At 55.7% G+C, this 20,338-nt stretch carries 21 protein-coding genes; 11 read left to right on the plus strand and 10 right to left on the minus strand.

Annotated elements, in window-relative coordinates; all coding sequences use genetic code 11:
* Positions 1–40: 40 nt before the first annotated feature.
* Entirely contained in the window at positions 41–487 is a 447-nt protein-coding gene (gene folK, locus HALTITAN_RS02730; RefSeq protein ID WP_027957911.1) for a 2-amino-4-hydroxy-6-hydroxymethyldihydropteridine diphosphokinase, read from the minus strand.
* Positions 488–654: 167 nt separating this feature from the next.
* On the opposite strand from folK, the gene HALTITAN_RS02735 reads away from it, so the two are divergent.
* A complete protein-coding gene (locus tag HALTITAN_RS02735; protein WP_039857609.1) occupies positions 655–1,401 on the plus strand; it encodes an SDR family NAD(P)-dependent oxidoreductase in 747 nt (248 codons plus the stop codon).
* Positions 1,402–1,491: 90 nt separating this feature from the next.
* Here HALTITAN_RS02735 and ybiO read toward each other — a convergent pair whose 3' ends face one another.
* The 5 genes from ybiO to trhO all read right to left on the minus strand — a co-directional run bounded on the left by ybiO (position 1,492) and on the right by trhO (position 7,350).
* Complete coding sequence (gene ybiO, locus HALTITAN_RS02740) at positions 1,492–3,903, minus strand: mechanosensitive channel protein (RefSeq protein ID WP_009286170.1); 2,412 nt, start codon at positions 3,901–3,903, stop codon at positions 1,492–1,494.
* Between the two features lie 158 nt (positions 3,904–4,061).
* A complete protein-coding gene (locus HALTITAN_RS02745) occupies positions 4,062–4,493 on the minus strand; it encodes a YqaA family protein (protein WP_039857610.1) in 432 nt (143 codons plus the stop codon).
* 17 nt (positions 4,494–4,510) lie between these two features.
* Positions 4,511–5,332 carry an IclR family transcriptional regulator gene (locus HALTITAN_RS02750; RefSeq protein WP_022521329.1) on the minus strand — a complete coding sequence of 274 codons (822 nt, stop codon included), beginning with the start codon at positions 5,330–5,332 and terminating at the stop codon, positions 4,511–4,513.
* A 163-nt stretch (positions 5,333–5,495) separates the two neighbouring features.
* Positions 5,496–6,302, minus strand: a complete 807-nt coding sequence (locus HALTITAN_RS02755; RefSeq protein WP_009286171.1) for an enoyl-CoA hydratase — start codon at positions 6,300–6,302, stop codon at positions 5,496–5,498.
* A gap of 97 nt (positions 6,303–6,399) precedes the next feature.
* Positions 6,400–7,350, minus strand: coding sequence for an oxygen-dependent tRNA uridine(34) hydroxylase TrhO (trhO, locus tag HALTITAN_RS02760; protein ID WP_027957917.1), 951 nt, complete (start codon positions 7,348–7,350; stop codon positions 6,400–6,402).
* Positions 7,351–7,560: 210 nt separating this feature from the next.
* Between trhO and HALTITAN_RS02765 the strand changes: the two genes are divergently transcribed.
* Complete coding sequence (locus tag HALTITAN_RS02765) at positions 7,561–8,250, plus strand: pirin family protein (protein WP_022521326.1); 690 nt, start codon at positions 7,561–7,563, stop codon at positions 8,248–8,250.
* Between the two features lie 85 nt (positions 8,251–8,335).
* Here the strand turns inward: HALTITAN_RS02765 and serA are convergent, their stop codons facing one another.
* Complete coding sequence (serA, locus tag HALTITAN_RS02770) at positions 8,336–9,580, minus strand: phosphoglycerate dehydrogenase (RefSeq protein WP_039857612.1); 1,245 nt, start codon at positions 9,578–9,580, stop codon at positions 8,336–8,338.
* A 250-nt stretch (positions 9,581–9,830) separates the two neighbouring features.
* On the opposite strand from serA, the gene HALTITAN_RS02775 reads away from it, so the two are divergent.
* The 7 genes from HALTITAN_RS02775 (at position 9,831) to HALTITAN_RS02805 (ending at position 15,476) form a co-directional block, all read left to right on the plus strand.
* Positions 9,831–10,121 carry an exodeoxyribonuclease VII small subunit gene (locus HALTITAN_RS02775; protein ID WP_039857613.1) on the plus strand — a complete coding sequence of 97 codons (291 nt, stop codon included), beginning with the start codon at positions 9,831–9,833 and terminating at the stop codon, positions 10,119–10,121.
* Positions 10,115–11,008 (plus strand): (2E,6E)-farnesyl diphosphate synthase, encoded by an 894-nt coding sequence (gene ispA / locus HALTITAN_RS02780; protein WP_009286173.1) that lies wholly within the window; start codon positions 10,115–10,117, stop codon positions 11,006–11,008. The genes HALTITAN_RS02775 and ispA overlap by 7 nt, the downstream gene beginning before the upstream one ends.
* A gap of 2 nt (positions 11,009–11,010) precedes the next feature.
* Positions 11,011–12,936, plus strand: coding sequence for a 1-deoxy-D-xylulose-5-phosphate synthase (dxs, locus tag HALTITAN_RS02785; protein ID WP_009286174.1), 1,926 nt, complete (start codon positions 11,011–11,013; stop codon positions 12,934–12,936).
* 32 nt (positions 12,937–12,968) lie between these two features.
* Complete coding sequence (gene djlA, locus HALTITAN_RS02790) at positions 12,969–13,730, plus strand: co-chaperone DjlA (RefSeq protein ID WP_039857614.1); 762 nt, start codon at positions 12,969–12,971, stop codon at positions 13,728–13,730.
* A 96-nt stretch (positions 13,731–13,826) separates the two neighbouring features.
* Positions 13,827–14,270 (plus strand): antitoxin Xre/MbcA/ParS toxin-binding domain-containing protein, encoded by a 444-nt coding sequence (locus tag HALTITAN_RS02795; protein ID WP_022521321.1) that lies wholly within the window; start codon positions 13,827–13,829, stop codon positions 14,268–14,270.
* Positions 14,270–14,746: an RES family NAD+ phosphorylase gene (locus tag HALTITAN_RS02800; RefSeq protein ID WP_039857616.1), complete on the plus strand. Its 477-nt coding sequence runs from the start codon at positions 14,270–14,272 to the stop codon at positions 14,744–14,746. The genes HALTITAN_RS02795 and HALTITAN_RS02800 overlap by 1 nt, the downstream gene beginning before the upstream one ends.
* A 106-nt stretch (positions 14,747–14,852) precedes the next feature.
* On the plus strand, positions 14,853–15,476 hold the full coding sequence (locus HALTITAN_RS02805; RefSeq protein ID WP_022521319.1) for a glutathione S-transferase family protein: 624 nt from the start codon (positions 14,853–14,855) through the stop codon (positions 15,474–15,476).
* Positions 15,477–15,548: 72 nt separating this feature from the next.
* Here the strand turns inward: HALTITAN_RS02805 and cheZ are convergent, their stop codons facing one another.
* The 3 genes from cheZ to ribA all read right to left on the minus strand — a co-directional run bounded on the left by cheZ (position 15,549) and on the right by ribA (position 17,908).
* Positions 15,549–16,235: a protein phosphatase CheZ gene (gene cheZ / locus HALTITAN_RS02810; protein WP_022521318.1), complete on the minus strand. Its 687-nt coding sequence runs from the start codon at positions 16,233–16,235 to the stop codon at positions 15,549–15,551.
* A 281-nt stretch (positions 16,236–16,516) separates the two neighbouring features.
* Positions 16,517–17,236, minus strand: coding sequence for a PAQR family membrane homeostasis protein TrhA (trhA, locus tag HALTITAN_RS02815; protein WP_022521317.1), 720 nt, complete (start codon positions 17,234–17,236; stop codon positions 16,517–16,519).
* Positions 17,237–17,272: 36 nt separating this feature from the next.
* Positions 17,273–17,908, minus strand: coding sequence for a GTP cyclohydrolase II (ribA, locus tag HALTITAN_RS02820; RefSeq protein ID WP_009286177.1), 636 nt, complete (start codon positions 17,906–17,908; stop codon positions 17,273–17,275).
* Between the two features lie 276 nt (positions 17,909–18,184).
* Here ribA and hemE point away from each other — a divergent pair, with 276 nt between their 5' ends.
* A complete protein-coding gene (gene hemE / locus HALTITAN_RS02825; protein ID WP_022521316.1) occupies positions 18,185–19,297 on the plus strand; it encodes a uroporphyrinogen decarboxylase in 1,113 nt (370 codons plus the stop codon).
* A complete protein-coding gene (speE, locus tag HALTITAN_RS02830; protein ID WP_022521315.1) occupies positions 19,297–20,163 on the plus strand; it encodes a polyamine aminopropyltransferase in 867 nt (288 codons plus the stop codon). Before hemE ends, speE begins: the two co-directional genes overlap by 1 nt.
* Positions 20,164–20,338 lie beyond the last annotated feature (175 nt).

The raw sequence follows: 20,338 nt of genomic DNA on the forward strand, positions 1-20,338 counted from the left end.
GATGGCGGCTACAACGTTACTATCGGCCTAAACGCAAAAATCATGAACACTTTTGAGGCTCAAGGCTGCGACCACTACTCGCCAGCACTTCATCAACAGGTTTTTTTACATAGTCGTGCAGGTAGTAACCGTCATCGACCACCTCTCCATCCCAAGCCACAATGTCTAGATCCATAGTACGTGGCCCCGATTTAATCGCTCCCCGAACACGGCCCAGACGATCTTCCACCCCTTTGAGGTAAGCACGAAACGCTTCACGCTCAAGCGGTGTGCTCACCAACAGCGCGGCGTTTAGGAAATCGGGTTGCTGCTGGTACCCCACCGGCTGGGTGCGAATCGTTTTGGAACGAGCCAACAGATTGCACTCACGGTTAATGATATCGACCGCCTGAGCCACATAGTGGTCTGGGTCGATGTTAGAACCTAAAGAGATCAAGCACTCATGGAGCGCTTCAGATTGTTTGGTAAACAACGTCGTTGGTGGCATAGCGACATCCTGTTAAAAGTGACGTCTTCTTGAATGGCCCTGTAAGCAGGACTCATCTATCAATACCTCTAAGCACGTGCCACGTGCAAGCTGTGTATAAGTTATTGACAAACGCTACACTCACGCAGAAAGTCTTCCTATACCAATAAAACAGTAGGGAACGCTTTATGCATCATCAGGCTGCTCTGGTAACCGGCGGTGCTACCCGCTTGGGCCGATTCTTCTCCGAAGCGTTGGCTGATGCCGGTTTTGATATTGCTCTACACGTTAATCGCTCCCGCAAAGAGGCCGAAGAGGTCGCCAGCGGTATCCGCGCTAAAGGGCGGGAGTGCGAAATATTTTCCTGCGATTTTTTAAACGAAGACTTAAACGACTTACTCCAGTCGGCCAAGCAGCGCTTCCCAGGGCTTAATTTGCTGCTGAACAGCGCCTCTGCCTATGAACCCGCGCCGATCTCGGCGACCGAGCTGGCGATGCTGGAGACACAGTTCAGGGTCAATATGTTTACCCCGCTACTGCTCACCCGTTACTTTGCCGAAACCGTTCAAGAGGGCCAGGTGATCAATATCATCGATAATAAGGTGGCCTATCACCAGTATCCCTATGCAGCCTATTTGCTATCGAAAAAGAGCCTAGCGGAGATGACTCGTATGGCGGCACTGGAGTTCGCACCGCGCATTCGCATTAACGGCATCGCCCCTGGCGTGGTACTGCCCGCTTCCCAGCGCACTAGCGCCTATATTGAGTGGCGTATTGAAGGCATTCCGCTCAAGCGCCAGGGGCACCCCGACCACCTTGTACAAGCTCTGCACTACTTGTTGGAAAACCCCTTTGTAGCGGGGCAGATTCTGTTTGTCGATGGCGGGGAGTCAATCAATCTGGAGGGTCGGCACTCAGAAAACTATGCCAATTAAATAAAAATTCAGCCCTTAAAACGCAACGAGGCCGCCTGAAGGCGGCCTCGTTGCAGCGATTGATAACAATCGCTTCACGATAACAACAGTTTAAGTTTCATCGACGTCGTCATGGTCAGGCTTTTCGTGTTCAAAAGTATCAGAGCTAGTTTTACTACCGCGTGGATCAAACCTGTCATCCGATGTAATATCACCCGACTTAGGCTGCCCAGCCGGGCTACCATCGATCGTAAAGGCTTGCTGCATAACACGCAGGTTTGCGGGAGGCGCAGAACCAGTTTTATCTTGCCCGAAGTAGAGCGTGGTATGCGGGAAAGGTATCTCGATACCCGCTTCATCGAAGCGTAGCTTGACGAGGCGATTGTAGGCGCGGCCCACGGCCCACTGGTCGCCCGGCGTAGTCTTGATCACCACACGGATGTTCACGGAGCTGTCTGCCAGCGCAATGACACCTGCCACGGTCAGATCCGCCAACAATTTATGGCTATGCTCTTCGCTGGCTTTCAGGTCTTCAAAAGCCAATTGAAGCTGTGCAATGGCATCATCAATACTCTCACGATAGGCAATACCGTACTCACCCACATGGTTACCAAACTCGCGCATATAGTTAGACACGGTATCCACGCTGGAGAACGGTACGATGTGATAAGTACCGGACAAATCACGAATACCGACAGAGCGGATACTGAGCCGTTCGGCGGTGCCTGTCACGCCACCCACCGTGACCACATCGCCGGTATTCATAGCGTTCTCGACCTGGATAAATACCCCGGTGATAACGTCCTGCACCAGCTTCTGAGCACCAAAACCAATCGCCAAACCAAGTACACCGGCACCGGCAATCAATGGGCCGATATTGATGCCAATTTCCGACAGTACGATCATGCCGGTAATCGTGACCATAGCGATTGCCAGGGCATTACGAAACAGGCTGAGCAGGGTTTTTGCCCGCGCAGAGGGTTCACCGTAGCCGGTTTCCGGATTGAGCTTATGCTCGATCAGGCTTGCCAGGCCCAGCCACACGGCGAGCGCCACAATCAAAATCACCGCAACACTGGTCAGGTTGCCAACCAGCACGGCGCCACCTTCAGAGGCATACCAGGCAGCTAGGTCAAAGGCGCCCCAAGCGTTCAGCACCATCATGATGACCACAATCAGAATGATCGTACGCAGCACGCGAAGCGCATTGGGCACGTAGCTGTTTAAGCGCTTTTCAAGCAGCGGTAATTTGCGCCGCAGATCGTCCGACAGGGTAATCCGACGGCCAATGGTCTGGGTAAGAAAAGACGACACCAACAACCCAACGACAATCGCGGCCAATGACTTCAAGGTGGCAAACATCACAAACGGCAGCGCATCGCCGGGGCGCGTTAACGTCAGCACAAATACGATCAAGAAATAGAGCAGCGCGAACAGGTGCCAAGTACGGGCAAATAGCTGCAGCGAGACGCGGCTGGCAGTCAGCGTTGATTTTGCCGCCATCTCGTTCAGATTACCACGCAGACGGGCGCGGTTTCTTAGCACCACGACCACCGCATAGATAAACGCCAACAGCATAATCAGCGTACCGACCGCTTGACCCAGTGAGGCCGCTACATAGAAGTTAACCAGCGGGACTACCACCATCAGGCCGTAACCGACCATGCCGATCAACCGCGCTAACCAGCGGTTCCAGTAGGAGGCTTCCTGGGCAGAGATAGGCAGTAGCCGCAGCCCTTCGTAGCGCGAAGAGAACAGCATTCGCACACCGGCTTTGAGCAGTTCAATAATCAAGAACGCATTTAAAAACAGCGAGGCACGGGTCGAGAGCTCCCCTGCTTCACCAATCGCAAAGGTGGCCAGCAGATTACCACCCACATAGGCCAAGCCGACAAGCAGCACATCGATGACTGCCGCAATCGCCACGCAGAAAACCAAACGTAAAACGGGGGTTAAATTTTTACCATTCAGCGACCAGCCGCTGATTTTGGTAAACAGCGGCTTAGCCAACCGCCGAACAATCATAAACAGTGCAAAGGTGGCGACAATCACCATACCCAGATTAATCGCCGCACTGGTGAAGGCGGCCATATCAAAGACACTGTCGGCCTCTTGGCCAGAAAACAGACCGCCGACAATGCCTACCACTTGCTCGAATTGACCACCCACATCGCTTACCACACGACTGGTGAGCTCAGCGAGTTGGCGTGGCAGCGAGACATCCTCCGGCGCTATCTCACTGCCTTGAGCGGCCGCTTCCGGGGAGAGTTCGGTAGCAACGCCATTGGGCAGCACTGAGGCTTGATTGCGCAACATCTCAATCAGCTCTTGCCGCGACTGCTCATCCTCTAGCAGGTTCGCCAGCGCCTCATAGGACGTAGGCGCTGCTTCTTCAGAGGATGCAGCACCATCGGCGCTGGTCGACTCACTTGGCGCGCTCTGCGCCATTGCTGGCGTGGCTATTAAGGCAATCATTGCCAATAGCCAGACACCTAGCCAGGGTAATAAACGAAGTGGCTTCACACCTAAACCTCCTTTTGGGTGAGTGTTCTGTTCAATCTAACGGCTGCTTAGTTTTACGCAAGCCAATAATAGGCAGCCCAAGTTGCTTACACTCTACACTGCCAGCGCCGCTTGTGAAAAAGTTGTACAGGTTAACATGACTTGATTAATAAGGCGTTTCACTGGCAAAGCGATAATAGCCACTGCTGTGCCAGCAGTAACACCACCGCGTAACGCGTACCTTTAGCGACCACAATCCACGCTAGCGCCCGCCACCAGGGCAGCCGGAAAACGCCGGCCAGTACAGTGAGAGGGTCACCAATAATCGGTGCCCAGGAAACCAGCAGGCTTAGCTCGCCAAAGCGATGATACCAGCGCTCCGCTCGGGCTAAGCTGCGTGGCGAGGCCGGAAACCAGCGGCGATCTTGAAACTGACGCGCATAGCGGCCCATCGCCACGTTGATCATGCTGCCGAGAGTGTTGCCCGCCGTGGCCACCGCCCACAGCCCCAGAGGCGGTTCGCCGAGACACCACAGCCGCGCTAGCCACACTTCCGACCCACCGGGAAGCAGCGTGGCGCTGACCAGGGCGACAAAAAACAGGCTTAGCATAGACTCAGTGAGCCACGTTAACGTGGCACCTGCCCACCCAACTGCTGGGTTATCTCATCGGCCGTTTGGCGAACCAGCGCCCCCAGGGTGAGTAAGCGAGCTTCCGGGATGCGCGCCACCGGGCCAGAAACCGAGATCGCCGCCAACGGCGTGCCATGCTCATCAAACACACAGGCGGCCACGCAGTGCAGGCCAATGGCATGCTCTTCACGGTCACAGGCAAAGCCTTGGGCGCGAATCTGCTCTGTTTCCATTTGAAGTGTGTCGGATTGATAGAGCGTATTGGCGGTCACTCTTGCCAACTCGCTGCCATCCAGCAGTTTGGCGCGCTCATCATCGGGCATCCACGCTAGCAGCGCTTTACCTACGCCGGAGGCATGCAGCGGCGCGCGGGAACCTAGGCGGGTGATCATACGCATCATTTGCGGTGATTCATGCTGCGCTAAAAATACCGCCGTGACCCCATCGCGAATGCCCAAATTAGCGGTCTCGCCGGTCTCAGCGGTTAAACGGCGTAGAAAAGGGCGACTTGTGGCCACCACGTCGCGGGCTTCAAGAAAGCTATTGCCGATACGGAAGGTTTTGACATCGATGCGCCATAGGCCTTGCTCGTTCTCCTGGGTCACAAACCCCTGACTCTGCAAGGCTTGCAGCAAGCGGTGGGTGGTAGAGGGCGCCAACTCAGCCATCTCCGCCACATCTGAAAGGGCTAAACCAAGCGGGCTGGCCGCAAGGTACTCCAACAGCGTTAAGCCACGCACCAACGACTGGCTATGGCCTCCGCTAGCTTTGGCGGTACTCGCCGGACGACCGACCGTCCTGCGTTTGGCTTCACTCACTTGGCTTTCTCCAAATAGGCACTGCTAAAAGACGCTCCCAAAAGCGCTCCTACTACTTACTAAAAGCGCCCTTGCTGACGACGGCTTCCCTAAAATACAAAGGGCGTCAGGATAACGTGACAACATGGCAATTGTCGCGTTTACGGAAACGAATTCCATTCATTCAGCGATGGTTCCAGCGCGGTAGCCGCTTAGCTATAAACGCATCGATCCCCTCACCCACATCCTCGGCTAACATATTGCAGGCCATGGTTTCCCCGGCAAAGGCGTAGGCTTCGTCGAGCGGCATGCTCAACTGACGGGCAAACATGGTTTTTCCGGTGCGCACTGCAACGGCACTTTTCGCGCAGATACTGGTGGCCAGGGCTTCAGTTGCTTCGTCCAGCGCGTCATCATCTGCCACGCGGTTAATCAACCCCCACTCAGCGGCTTGATCAGCACTGATAAACTCCCCGGTAAGCAGCATCTCCATGGCGTGTTTACGCGCAACGTTGCGGGAAAGTGCTACCGCAGGAGTAGAACAAAACAGGCCAACATTGATGCCGGAAACAGCAAAGCGTGCGCTGCGTGCCGCCACCGCCAGATCACAGCTCGCCACCAGTTGGCAGCCCGCAGCGGTGGCTATGCCCTGCACTTTGGCGATGACCGGCACAGGCAAGTGCACAATGGCCTGCATCACTTCGCTACAGCGGGCAAACAGCGCTTGATAGTAGGCTTTATCGGGGTTGGCACGCATCTGCTTCAGATCATGCCCGGCGCAGAAGGCTTTGCCTTCGGCGGCAAGTACCACACAGCGCACGCTGCTATCGTTGGCAATTTCGGCTAACGCGTCGTGAAGCGCTTGCAACATGGCTTCCGAGAGCGCGTTAAAGCGCTCTGGCGCGCTCATCGTCAGCGTTGTGACGCCTTGGTGGTCAAAACGTTGTAGGAGGGAGGCCGTTGTGGAAAGGTCATCAGTGGTGATGGGCATGGTGAACTCCTGAGGTTGAGTAACACTTTGCCCATCAGTCTAGCGCACAAGCTTTACGTACGTTTTTGTTTAAAAATCTTGCCTACAGTGCGCTACTTCATTTTTTCATTAGGCGGGTGTCGCGGCCTAAGGGGTGCGGCTCGCCGCGCTGTTTGGCTAAATCGATTTGGCGTTGGCGCTCACGGGCCGCCGCGCGGGTCTTCTCCGGCAACGAGTCGATGCAGTGGGGGCAGCTAATGCCCGGTTCGTATGCAGAAGACTGCATATCTTCTGCGGAGATGGGCATGCGGCAAGCGTGGCACTGCTCGAACTCGCCTTTGCTTAAGTCGTGGCGAACCGTCACCCGGTTGTCGAACACAAAACACTCACCGCGCCACAGCGACTGCTCTTCCGGGACTTTTTCCAGGTAGTTCAGCACGCCGCCTTTTAAGTGGTAGACCTCTTCAAAGCCTTCTTTAAGCATAAAGCTGGAGGCTTTTTCACAGCGGATGCCGCCGGTGCAGAACATGGCCACTTTCTTATGCTTTTCCGGGTCGTAGTGCTCGCGCACGTACTCGGGAAACTCGCGGAATGTGGTGGTTTTAGGATCGATCGCCCGCTCAAAGCTGCCAATCGCCACTTCGTAATCATTGCGGGTATCGATCACCAGTACTTCCGGGTCGGCAATGATGTCGTTCCAGTTTTCCGGCTCGACGTAAGTGCCCACGGTATCGTTAGGGTCGATATCCGGCACGCCGAGGGTGACGATTTCTTTTTTGAGTTTGACCTTGGTGCGGTAGAACGGCGTTTCGTCACAAAAAGACTCTTTGTGATCAATATCAGCCAAGCGTGGGTCAGCAGTCAGCCAGGTCAACAGTGCGTCGATACCTTCGCGGCTACCCGCCACCGTGCCGTTAATGCCCTCTTTGGCGAGCAGCAGCGTGCCCTTTACATCGTTATCGAGCATGGTTTGGCGCAGCGGTTCGCGCAGCGCTTCAAAGTCATTGAGGGTGACAAATTTGTACAGCGCAGCGACCACAATGGGCGGCGTTTGAATAGTTACTGACATGCAAAACTCCTGGTAGTCACCCTCGCAAAGGGCGGACCGGGTTAGAAGAGGCCAGGATTTTACTCGAAAGCTAACCAAAAGTTTAGCGCTGGCAATCACATTTAATACATCGATTTATTCGACAGGAACGTGCAGAAAGCTTCACCCCACGGAGCGTCAGTAAGGCGTATATTGTCATTATTCAATCTCACGCAACCTGCGGAGCACACCATGATTATTCGTCGTTCAAACGAGCGGGGCTACGCCGACCACGGCTGGCTGCGTTCCTTCCATACCTTTTCCTTTGCCAACTACGTTGACCGCAACCATATGGGGTTCCGCGCTCTGCGCGTGATCAATGAAGACCGCGTAGCGGGTGGCCATGGTTTTGGCGCCCATCCTCACCGGGATATGGAGATTATCTCCTATGTGCTTGAAGGTGAGATGGAGCACAAAGACAATATGGGCAATGGCGAGGTGATGCGCCCGGGCGATGTGCAGCGCATGTCGGCGGGCACCGGCGTGCTGCACAGCGAGTTTAATCACTCCAAGGAGAACGGGCTGCACTTCCTGCAGATCTGGATTGAACCCAAGCAGCTCGGCATTAAACCCAGCTATGAGCAAAAGGCTTTTCCTAGCGCTGAGCGTCAAGGGCAATGGCGTTTAGTGGCTTCTGAAGAAGGCCGCGACGGGTCTGTGAGCATCAACCAGGATGTGAACCTTTACGCGGGTTTGTTTAACGCTGGCGAACAGGCAACAGCGCCGCCTTCGCGCTACGCTTGGCTGCATGTGGTGAACGGCGAAATGGAGATTAACGGTGAGACGCTGAGCGCAGGCGACGCCGCGGCGTTCCAACCGGATGAGGCGATAAACCTTACCGGCAAGGAAGCAGGCGAAGTGCTGCTGTTTGATCTTGCTTAAAGACCGAACCTACTAAACTGCCTAAACCGAAACGGCGCCTCGCAAGAGGCGCCGTTTTTACAGCCAACTTATTTAACCAATTGCGTTAGCTATTTTGCGCCGAGTAGAGCGCACGAATTTTCAGCGTGTGATCCACTTGCTTCAATGCTTCCAGCGCCTGGGGGCCGTAGGCTTTATCTACATCAATGACCACATAACCGACTTTTTCATTGGTCTGCAGGTATTGACCGGAGATGTTGATGTCATTTTCAGACAGCACGCGGTTAATCTGCGACAGCACGCCCGGTACGTTATCGTGAATATGCAGCAAACGGTGCTTGTCCGGGTGAGCGGGCAGCGCCACCTCGGGGAAGTTGACCGAGGTCACGGTGGTGCCGTTATCAGAGTAAGTAATCAGCTTTTCTGACACTTCAATACCGATATTCTCCTGAGCTTCCAGGGTAGAGCCACCGATATGCGGGGTCAGAATCACATTCTCCAAGCCACGCAGCGGGCTCTCAAACTCTTCTTCGTTGCCTTTCGGCTCTACCGGGAAGACGTCAATCGCCGCGCCGTTGAGATTGCCTGCTTTAAGCGCTTCGGCAAGCGGTTCGATTTCAACGACGCTACCGCGGGAGGCATTAATAAAGATCGCACCGGGCTTCATGGCAGCGATCTCTTTTGCGCCGATCATCCAGCGGGTAGAGGCAAGGTCAGGCACGTGCAGGCTAATGACATCGGAACGACCCAGCAGCTCTTCAAGGCTTGCTACCTGGTTTGCATTACCCATACCCAGCTTGGCGATGACATCATAGTAAATGACGTTAAAGCCCAGCGATTCGGCCAGCACCGAAAGTTGCGCACCGATGCTGCCGTAGCCAACGATACCCAGCGTTTTACCGCGCGCTTCGTGGGAGTTCTTCGCTGACTTCAGCCAGCCACCCTGGTGAGCGCGGGCATTTTTCTCTGGGATACCGCGCAGTAGCATAATCGCTTCTGCCAGCACCAGCTCGGCCACCGAACGGGTATTGGAGTACGGCGCGTTAAATACCGCGATACCGCGGGTGAGGGCAGCGGTTAAATCGACCTGATTGGTGCCGATACAGAAACAGCCAACGCCGACTAGCTTCTCTGCCGCCTCGAACACGCGCTCCGTTAACTGGGTGCGGGAACGAATACCAATGAAGTGAACATCGCGGATCTTTTCGATCAGCGCATCCTCATCAAGGGACGTCGGCAGGTGCTCAATATTGGCGTACCCTGACGTGTGAAAATTGTCCACCGCACTTTGGTGGACGCCCTCGAGTAGCAGGATCTTGATCTTGCTCTTGTCCAGGGACGTTTTGGCCATGGCTGAATCAACCTCTATGGTCGGCGGCATGCGCCGTGTATCGGTTCACGGGAGGCGCATATCGTAGCACAGCCCGCATCGTTCAGGCCGGGTGTGAATGATGAAAAGTCTGCGTGGTGACAATGAATGGATCGCAAGTCGGGCAACAAGCTGTATTGAAGAGGGCAGACGCCGCCCCCCAGCCTCGGTGTATACTGTGGGCTTATTTAAGCTTATTTAAAAAAACATACCGGTTTACAGGCACCCCCCAATGAGTGACACGACATCACCCCCACAGGACTTTGCCGCGACGGTTGAGCAACTCGAAACCATCGTTGAACGTCTCGAGTCAGGCGAGCTCTCATTGGAAGATGCACTGACCGCGTTTGAACAGGGCGTGCGGCTGACCCGCGATGCCCAGCAGCGCCTGGATAGCGCCGAACTCAAGGTGCGGGCGCTGAGTGAAGATAGCGAAGGACGTTTAAACGTAACGCCCTTTACTGGCCCCGACGACCCTAAGGATGCGGCCGAGAATGAGAGCAAGGAGACGCCCCCATGGTAGCCATGCAGCCTAGCCAGCTTGCCACCCTGCGTCAGACCAGCAATGCCCGCGTAGATGCCACCCTAGCGGCGCTGTTTGATAACCGCCCAGCGGTAGCGCCACGCCTCGAGGCGGCAATGCGCCATGGCCTGCTGGCCGGCGGCAAACGCCTGCGACCGCTACTGGTGTATATGGCTGGTCAGGCACTCGGTGCTAAAGACGATGCTCTGGATGCCCCCGCCGCGGCCATTGAGCTAATCCACGCTTACTCGTTGATCCATGATGATCTTCCAGCCATGGATGACGACGACCTGCGTCGTGGTCAGCCCACTGTGCATAAAGCCTTTGATGAAGCGAGTGCGATTCTGGCCGGAGACGCCCTGCAGGCGCTGGCCTTCGAAGTGTTGGCCAGCAATGCGCACCCCCGGCTGAGCCATTTGGTGCACACCCTGGCCTCCGCCTCTGGCCGTGATGGCATGGTGGCGGGGCAGGCGCTGGATTTAGACGCCGTCGGCGATCACCCAGATGTCGATGCCCTGGCCCACATGCACGCCCATAAAACCGGCGCACTGATCGTCGCTGCAGTGCGTTTGGGCGGCCTGGTAGCCGTCGACGACGATGACCCGCGCTTAGACGCGCTTACTCGCTACGCCCGCGCCATTGGTCTAGCCTTTCAGATTCACGACGACATCCTAGATGTGACCGGCGATACCGTTACCCTAGGCAAAACGTCAGGCGCCGATGCCGCACGCGCCAAGCCCACCTACCCCAGCCTGCTGGGGTTAGCGGGTGCTCAACGCAAAGCGCACAGCCTGATTGACGAGGCCATTGCCGCACTCGCCCCATTAGGCGAGCGTGCTGCACCGCTGGCCGACTTAGCCCACTACATGATCGAGCGCGACCACTAAAGATGCCCATGAAGCTGTTCGACGAAATCCCCCGCGAGCGCCCAACGACGCCGCTGCTCGACTCCTTTGACCACCCCGCCGCGCTGCGGGCCATGAATGCCTCCCAGCTCGCCCAACTGGCCGACGAGCTACGCGCCTACCTGCTCTATAGCGTGGGTGTTTCCGGCGGTCACTTTGGCGCTGGGCTCGGCGTGGTCGAGCTGAGCGTTGCCCTGCACCATGTCTACCAAACGCCCCACGACCGACTAGTGTGGGACGTGGGCCATCAGGCCTACCCGCACAAGATTCTCACCGGCCGCCGCGAGGCCATGCTAAGTATTCGCCAGCACGGCGGTCTGGCAGCATTTCCACGCCGCGCCGAGTCCGAGTACGACACCTTTGGCGTCGGCCACTCCAGCACGTCGATTTCGGCGGCATTGGGTATGGCACTGGCAGCGAAGGCACAGGGCGATAAGCGTCACGTGTGCGCGATTATTGGCGACGGCGCATTGACCGCCGGCATGGCCTTTGAAGCCCTCGCCCACGCTGGCCACGTGAATGCCAATCTATTGGTAGTGCTCAACGACAACGAGATGTCGATTTCCGAGAACGTCGGCGGCATGGCGACCTACCTAGCTCGGGTGCTCTCCAGCAAGCCCTACCTGAAAATACGCGAAGAGAGTAAAAAAGTGCTTTCGCACCTGCCCGGCGCCCTGGAACTTGCCCGGCGCACTGAAGGGCACATGAAAGGCATGGTCAGCCCCGCCACGCTGTTTGAAGAGATGGGTTTTAACTACGTAGGCCCCATTGATGGCCATGACCTAGACGCGTTAACCCATACGATCGAAAACCTGCGCGACCTCGACGGCCCGCAGTTTCTGCATATCAAGACGGTGAAAGGCAAAGGCTTTCTGCCCGCCGAAGCGGATCAGATTGGCTACCACGCTATTACTAAGCTGGAAAAACCCGAAACGCTAGCCAACGCGACTACGGTCAAGAAACCGGTGGTTACCCCGCCACCCGCGAAGAAAAAATACTGCAATGTGTTCGGCGAATGGCTGTGCGATATGGCGGCAAGCGACAAGCGCCTGATGGCCATTACCCCCGCCATGCGCGAAGGCTCCGACCTGATTCGCTTTTCAAAAGAGTACCCTCAGCGCTATTTCGATGTGGCGATTGCTGAGCAGCATGCGGTAACGCTCGCGGCGGGTATGGCCTGCGAAGGCATGAAACCCGTGGTGGCGATTTACTCCACCTTTCTGCAGCGCGGCTACGACCAGTTGATTCATGACGTTGCCGTGCAGAACCTGGACGTCACTTTCGCCATTGATCGCGCGGGCCTGGTGGGCGAAGACGGCCCCACGCACCACGGCAGCATGGATCTCTCCTTTCTGCGCTGTGTGCCCGGCATGGTGGTTCTGGCCCCGGCGGATGAAGCCGAGTGCCGCGCCATGCTCAGTGCCGCCTATCACCACCCTGGTCCTGCTGCTGTGCGCTACCCCCGTGGCACCGGCCCAGGTGCGGAAATTCCCGCGCATCTTGAGCCACTCGCCATTGGCAAAGCGGAAGTGCGCCGCCATGCCGACAACGATGGTGTGCGTATTGCGCTGCTCGCCTTTGGCAGCCTCAACAGCGCCGCAGCGGAAGTCGCCGAACGACTCAACGCAGCCCATATCAATATGCGCTCCATCAAACCGCTGGATCGCGATGCGGTGCTGCACGCTGCCGACGAGCACGAACTATTGGTGACACTGGAAGAAAATGTGGTTGCCGGTGGCGCAGGTAGCGCCGTGAATGAGCTGCTCCACGCCGAAGGCGTTCAGGTGGAAGTGCTCAATCTCGGCCTGCCGGACGCCTTTGTAGAGCACGGCACTCCCGCGCAACTGCTTGCCGACTGTCAACTGGATATCGAAGGCATTGAGCAGGCTATTCGCGCTCGACTGCCATAAGCCATTATTTTTTAAATTACTTTGAGACTAATATGCTATTTCTAATTATTATTTTCGCCTTGATTGGCCTTGCGTTTGGAGGCCCGGTAGGGCTGCTGATTGGCGGTGGCCTGGGCTGGTGGCTAGGCAAGCGCCTTAGCCGCCGCCTGAATATCGCGCGGATGCGCATCCAGGAAGGCTTTTTGGAGTCGATTTTCTCGGTGATGGGCTGCTTATGCCAAGCCGACGGTAAAGTGACCGACGGCGAGTTGGACGTTGCCGAAAAGCTGTTTGATCAAATGCACCTCCAGGGCGAACAGCGCGCCAAGGCTCGCGCCGCCTTCGAGCGTGGCCGCGCCGATGACTTTGATCTGGAGGCGGAGCTGGCCAACGTTAACCGCTTAACCCAGCGCCAGCCGGTTCTGCGCCAGGTATTTATCCAGGTTCAGCTCACGGCTATCGCTGCTGATGGCGTGCTTCACCCCGCCGAGCACGAGATGATTCTACGTGTCGCCCAGGGAGTAGGCTGCAGCGACGCCGAAGTTCAGCAGATCGAAGCGATGTTGCACGGCGCGGCCGCGAACTCTCAAGGCGCCAGCGAAGAGGCTCTCAAGGACGCTTACCGCGTATTGGGGGTTTCTGATGACGCCAGCGATGCTGAAATCAAAAAAGCCTACCGCCGTCTGATGAGCCAAAACCACCCGGATAAACTGGCCGGCAAAGGCCTGCCCGAGAGCATGCGTGATATCGCACAGGCACGCACCAGCGAAATCGGCAATGCCTACGAGCGGATCCGCGAGGCGAGGGAGGGATAAAGAGAAAGGATGCTCAGAAAGCGCTGAAAACATTTTGATGGAAAGCCATCATCAAAATGATGCATACTTCTATAGCGTTCAGCGAAGGAGGTACTTATGGAAGCGCTCGAACATTATTCCAATAGCCAGCAAGCTGTTAGTGGCGTTAGCGTATCGGTTAATGTGCTGACGGATAAGATCGCCTTTATTCACGCGGTGCGCGTCGGTGTCCCAGGCAGCGTGGTAAAACAAGCGATTCAGGCAATGGGCAATAATCGTGAACTGTTTGTCAGACTGCTGGAAACCACGCCAGGCAATTTGCATCGCTTCTACCATCGCAAAGCTCTAAGCCGCACCGACAGCGAAGAGGTGCTGGATGTGTTGCGCGTGCTTTACCATGCTCAAACTGTTTTTGGCGATACCGCTAAAGCCCATGAGTGGCTAAATACGCCGATTCCTGCGCTGGCGGGCGAGACGCCTTTGAATCTTTTTGATACTTTCGAAGGTCGCCAGTTAGTGAGGGAAGCGCTGCGTAAAATTGAGTTCGGTGAATTTAGCTAATGAAGCTATACCGCATCGCTCCCGAACGCTATATGAATAATTTAAGCGGCCTTGGCGCCAGCTACCGGGATGGCGCAAGATGGAACGCTCCAGGCAGCCCTGTCGTCTATTTCGGCACCTCTGCAAGCGTAGCGATGCTGGAACTCGGTAATTATCTGCCCTCTCCCCGCTTGCTACCCGCCAACTACCGGTTAGGTATTTTCGAGCTCCCCGGCGATACCGGTAGGGACATCTGGCCCCAGCACCAGTTACCCGACGATTGGCACCACTACCCCTACCCTGAAAGCACTCAAACACTAGGTACTGCATGGCTGCAGCGTTGCGATACGCTGATGCTGCTAGTTCCCAGCTGTGCTGTACCCGGGGCAATGGAGAATATTGCCGTCATTAACCCTCTCCACCCCACCATTACCGATATTCACTTAATAGAAACTCGCCAAGACATTTATAACCAGCGCTTATTCAGGGGCATTTAAGCTTAATTCTATAGGTTGCAGTGCAGCCTGTTAGGCCTCTACTACATTTAGAAAAAAACCGTCGCAAAGACAACAACGAGAAGATTAAGGGTACTAAGGAGCCGTAATGATCACGCTATACACATTCCCCCACTCCCGCTCGCTACGAGCAGCGTGGACACTTGAAGAGTTAGGCCTAGAGTATCAGTGCCAGCATGTGGCGCTGGATAAAGGCGAGGGGCAAACAGCCGCGCATTTGGCGCGTCACCCGGATGGCAAGGTGCCAGTTCTTGAAGATGGAGAAGTATCGCTATTTGAATCAGTGCCGATTTGCCGTTATCTAGCGGAGCAATATGGCGACGGCACCCTCCTACCCAGCAGCCCTGCCGCTCGCGCTCAGGTCGACCAGTGGCTCAGCTTTATCGTCACCGAAATGGAGCAGCCACTGTGGAATCAAGCCAAGCATAAGTTTGCCCTGCCCACAGATAAACGCGTTCCCGCTATTTTGCCGGTCTGCGCATGGGAGTTTCAGCGTGCGCTAAGCGCGCTGGAGCGCCGCTACAACGGGCAAGAAAACTTGGTGGGTAACACCTTTACCCTTGCGGATCTGTTTTTAACCCATACCTTATCGTGGGCGGTCAGCATGAAGCACCGCTTACCCGAACCGCTATTGGCCTATCGCGAACGCCATATTCAGCGCGCCGCGATGGCTAGAGCAATCGAAAAAGAGCAGGCAGCAGCAGAGAGTTAATCAACATCTAAACGCTTTAAAAACCGTTGCTGGCAGTATGTGGCAACGGTTTTTTAACTAGTCGGGCGTTGCTTAAAAGCCAAGGTCATCAAGCAAATCGTCTACTTGATCCTGCCCTGCCACCACATCCGTCTTATTTTGGTTCACCTGCGGCCCGTTACGAAGCTTGGCATGTTCATCGCGGTCATCTTCCATCTTAACGCCGTCGGTGACGTGAGGAACATTATCGACCAGCACCTGAACAAGCTGCTCTTCGATGAGCTTGATGACTTCCATCATTTTCTTAATCACCTGACCGGTGAGATCCTGAAAGTCTTGGGCCATCATGATTTCAAGCAGCTCTTTTTGAGTAGCCCCGGTTGCGGTGGGAAGCTTACTGCTCAAAAAGTTCTGTGTATCCTCGACGAGCTTAGCATCACCTTCTACTGCCGCGAGCTTAGCTGCCGCCGCCTGCCAGCGCTCATTAAGCGCAGCGCCTTCTTCTTCAAGGCTGTCTTGCACCGGTTGAGCGCGCTCAACGGCATTCAATGCCCGCTCTGCGGCCTGCTCCGTCATTGAGGCAACGTAGTTGAGCCGGTCATTAGCATCCGGTATTGCCTGCGCCGCCTGGCTAATCTGCTGATCTAGGCCCAGCTCTTTCATGCTGTCCCGCAGTAGGCGCGTTAAGTGGCCTATGCGATGCACCATCTCATCAGTACTGTCTTTTTTGCCCAGTACCGACGGCATCGTCGTGTCGTGGGCGTTGTTAACAGTGCTCATGACAATCCTCTTGTTGGAAAAGCTTATTGAATGTCGTTTTGGGTGTGGCAATAGACATCATTATACGAACCCACTGTGTTTTTTCAGGATGCACGGCGTTAAATACACCAAGGTCTGCATCTAAACCTGATACTACTGTCGGCTCAACATCCTAAAACTTAAGTTTAACGTTTAGTCTACAGTGGGAAACTGCGAGTTACAGGTATTTTTAACCCCTTAAAAACCATCTAATTTACAGGCGGGTTCAAGCAGGCAATGATTCGAAGTCGAGCGATTAACCATTAAGCAGCTGAAACGTGCGGTAGAACGGCGCTATAAACGGCAAAGTAGTGACAGATGCTGCCAGCCACTACAAATAGATGCCAAATCGCATGGTTGTAGGGGATCGCACGCACGGCGTAGAAGATCACCCCTAGCGTGTAGGTAATTCCTCCCGCGGCCAGTAGGGCAATGCCGGTCGTTGAAAGACTCGCCGCCATCTCTCCTGATGCCAGCACGATCATCCAGCCCATGAGCAGATAAATCGCCACACGTAATATCGAAAAACGTTGAGGCCATAGCAGTATGCAGGCAATGCCCACCAACGCCAGCGACCACACGGCGGCAAACAAAACCCAGCCTGTAGTGCCGCGCATATTGACGAGTAAAAAGGGCGTGTAAGTACCTGCGATGAGTAAATAAATCGCGCAGTGATCAAGTAACTGAAAGCGCTGCTTCCAGCGCCGATGAGGGATGCCGTGGTAAAGGGTAGAGGCGGTATAAAGCAGGACTAGCGTGGTGCCGTACAGGCTCAGGCTGACAATTTTCCACGGGTCGACATGGGCGGCGTAGCTCGCCGCAACCAACAGTACTACCATTCCCACCAAACTGAGCACAGCACCGATACCGTGGGTGATACTGTGCAGCCACTCTTCGAATACACTGAATTCGCCCTGCTCTTCGGGAAGGTTTTCACGCTGCTGTTTATACTGCTTGTACTGCTCCTTACTGACGGCGTTCATCCTGGAGCGCTCCTCGCATGCCATCCCCCACTCGTATCACCCCTTGCGCTCAATATCCACATCGCTGGCGTGAGTGAAGTCATCCAGGGCCATCATATGGCCAAGCTTGCCCGCTTTGGTTGAGAGATACTGCTCGTTATGAGGGTTCAGGCCGGTGGTGATCGACAAACGTTCGACGACATTCACGCCGTCGCGGGTGAGGGCATCCACCTTGCGCGGATTGTTGGTCATCAGCCTTAACGCTGTGATGCCCAAATGGTTAAGCATCGGCACGCACAGATCATAGCGGCGCATGTCGGCGCCAAAACCGAGCTGCTCGTTGGCCTCGACCGTATCAGCACCTTGATCTTGCAGGTGGTAGGCACGAATTTTGTTTAACAGGCCTATTCCCCGCCCCTCTTGGCGCAGGTAAAACAGCACGCCGCGGCCCTCTTCAGCGATGCGTTTTAGCGCTTCCTGGAGCTGATAGCCACAGTCGCAGCGCATGGAGAAGAGAGCGTCACCGGTCAAACACTCGGAGTGCACCCGCCCCAACACCGGCTCGCCGCCGGTCACATCACCCAACGTTAAGGCGATATGATCCTTGCCGGTAGCCTCATCTTCGAAGCCATGCATAGTAAACGTTGCCCAGGGCGTGGGCAGCCGGGAAGCGGCAATGAAGCGAATGGTCACAGGTTACCTCGCTGATTGACCAAACCAGTTAACCACACCAGTGTTGGCAAAGTGGGTCAGTATTCTAACAGGAAGCGGCGCCCGCCTCACGCTGACAAGGCGACTAAATAATGGAGAAAAATTGGCCGGGTGCGACGATTTTTGCCATCGAGTACGCCGCCCTAACACCTATCTTCAAGTACAATTGCCCTCATACGATCCCCAAAACGGTTTCAAGTACGCTCCCAAGTACGGTTTCCAATACGATGCGGGCAAATTTCCTAAGAGCAAGTGTCTATGACCACTACACCTTTGCAAAATGATCGCTTTCTTCGCGCACTAGCGCGCCAGCCCGTCGACCGCACCCCGGTGTGGATGATGCGTCAAGCGGGCCGCTACCTGCCGGAATACCGCGCCAGCCGGGCCGATGCGGGCAGTTTTATGGATCTGTGCCGCAACCATGACCTGGCCTGCGAAGTCACCCTACAGCCCTTGGAGCGTTACCCGCTGGATGCAGCCATTCTGTTTTCAGATATTCTGACCATTCCAGATGCCATGGGCCTGGGGCTCTATTTTGAAACCGGCGAAGGCCCAAAATTCCGCAAAACCGTGCGTACACAGGAAGAAGTCGCCGCTCTAAGCGTGCCCGACACCGAGCGCGACCTGGATTACGTGATGCGTGCGGTGTCGACCATTCGTCGTGAGCTGAACGGCCGCATGCCGCTGATCGGCTTCTCAGGCAGCCCCTGGACGCTGGCGACTTACATGGTGGAGGGCGGCTCCAGCAAGGACTTCCGCCATCTGAAAACCATGCTTTACGATACCCCGGATACCATGCACCAGTTGCTGGATACGCTGGCGCATGCGGTAACTGACTACCTGAACGCCCAAATTCGCGCGGGAGCCCAGGCGGTGCAGATTTTTGATACCTGGGGTGGCGCACTCTCTACCCCTGCGTACCTTGAGTTCTCGCTGCGCTACATGGAGCAGATCGTTTCGGGACTGATCCGCGAACACGACGGCCGCCGCGTACCGGTGATTCTCTTCACCAAAAACGGCGGCCAGTGGCTTGAGCATATCGCCTGCGCCGGTGCCGATGCATTGGGGATCGACTGGTCTACCGAGCTTTCCGATGCCCGTGCCCGGGTTGGTCACAAAGTGGCGCTACAGGGCAATCTTGATCCCAACGTTCTGTTTGCCCGCCCCTCGGCTATCCGCGCTGAAGTAGCCCGCGTGTTGGAAAGCTACGGCCATGGCCCTGGCCACGTGTTTAACCTGGGCCACGGTATCAGCCAGTTTACCAACCCCGACAACGTCACTGCCTTTATGGAGGCGCTGCACGAATTAAGCCCGCAGTATCACCGCGATATTCCAACGCACACAAATGCACAGCACTCAGGAGCCAATTGATGAGCGATTTACGCGACGACCAATGGTTTACCGAAGTCTTTGATAGCCACGGCAGCGCTTTCTCACTGAAGATCTCTGAAAAACTGCTGGATGTGCAGAGCCAATACCAGCATCTAGAGGTCTACGCCACCGAAACCTACGGCAACCTAATGGTGCTGGACGGCTGCGTGATGCTGACTGATCGCGATAACTTCCTCTACCATGAGATGATTGCGCATCCGGCGCTGTTTACCCACCAAGATCCCAAACGTGTGGTGATCATCGGCGGTGGCGACTGCGGCACCTTAAAAGAGGTGCTGCGCCACCCGAGTGTCGAGAAAGTTACCCAAATTGATATCGACGAAGAGGTCACCAAGGCCTCTGAGCGCTTCTTCCCGTCGTTGGTAGCGTCGAATAACGACCCCCGCGCTGAACTGCTGTTCGCCGACGGCGTCAAGTGGGTGGACGATGCACCTGATGAGAGCATCGATGTGCTGATTATCGACTCCACCGACCCGGTTGGGCCCGCTGAAGGGCTGTTTAAAACCGATTTTCTCAAGCGCTGCCACCGTATTTTGAAAAGCGGCGGCGTAATGGTGCAGCAGAGCGAATCACCGCTTTACCACAGTGGCTCGATCATCCGAGAGCTGCGCAACGACATGTTGAAAGCCGGTTTTGACAGCGTTGCCACGCTGCCCTTCCCGCAGCCGGTTTATCCTTCAGGCTGGTGGAGCGTAACATTGGCGGGTAAAGCCACCGACGTGAATACGTTCCGCGAGCAGGCAGCCACCAACCACGACTTGCCGCTTGAATACTATAGCGTTGACGCCCATCGCGGTGCGCTCGCCCTTCCGCCATTTATGCGCAAGGCATTCGCAGCCGAGTAAACCACGCCTAATACCTGCCTTCGTGTTACCGCCCACCTCAGCTTGCCCTATTACGGTGCAATGCGAGGTGGGCGGTAACCTTTTTTGCACCTAGACCTTCGTCTCGAATTCGTTGAGTAGCGTTGAAAAGCGCTGAATTAACGCCTGTACCCTTGTTGGCATCTTCCTTGCTAGG

It is taken from the genome of Vreelandella titanicae BH1 (assembly GCF_000336575.1).
Taxonomy (GTDB): Bacteria; Pseudomonadota; Gammaproteobacteria; order Pseudomonadales; family Halomonadaceae; genus Vreelandella; species Vreelandella titanicae.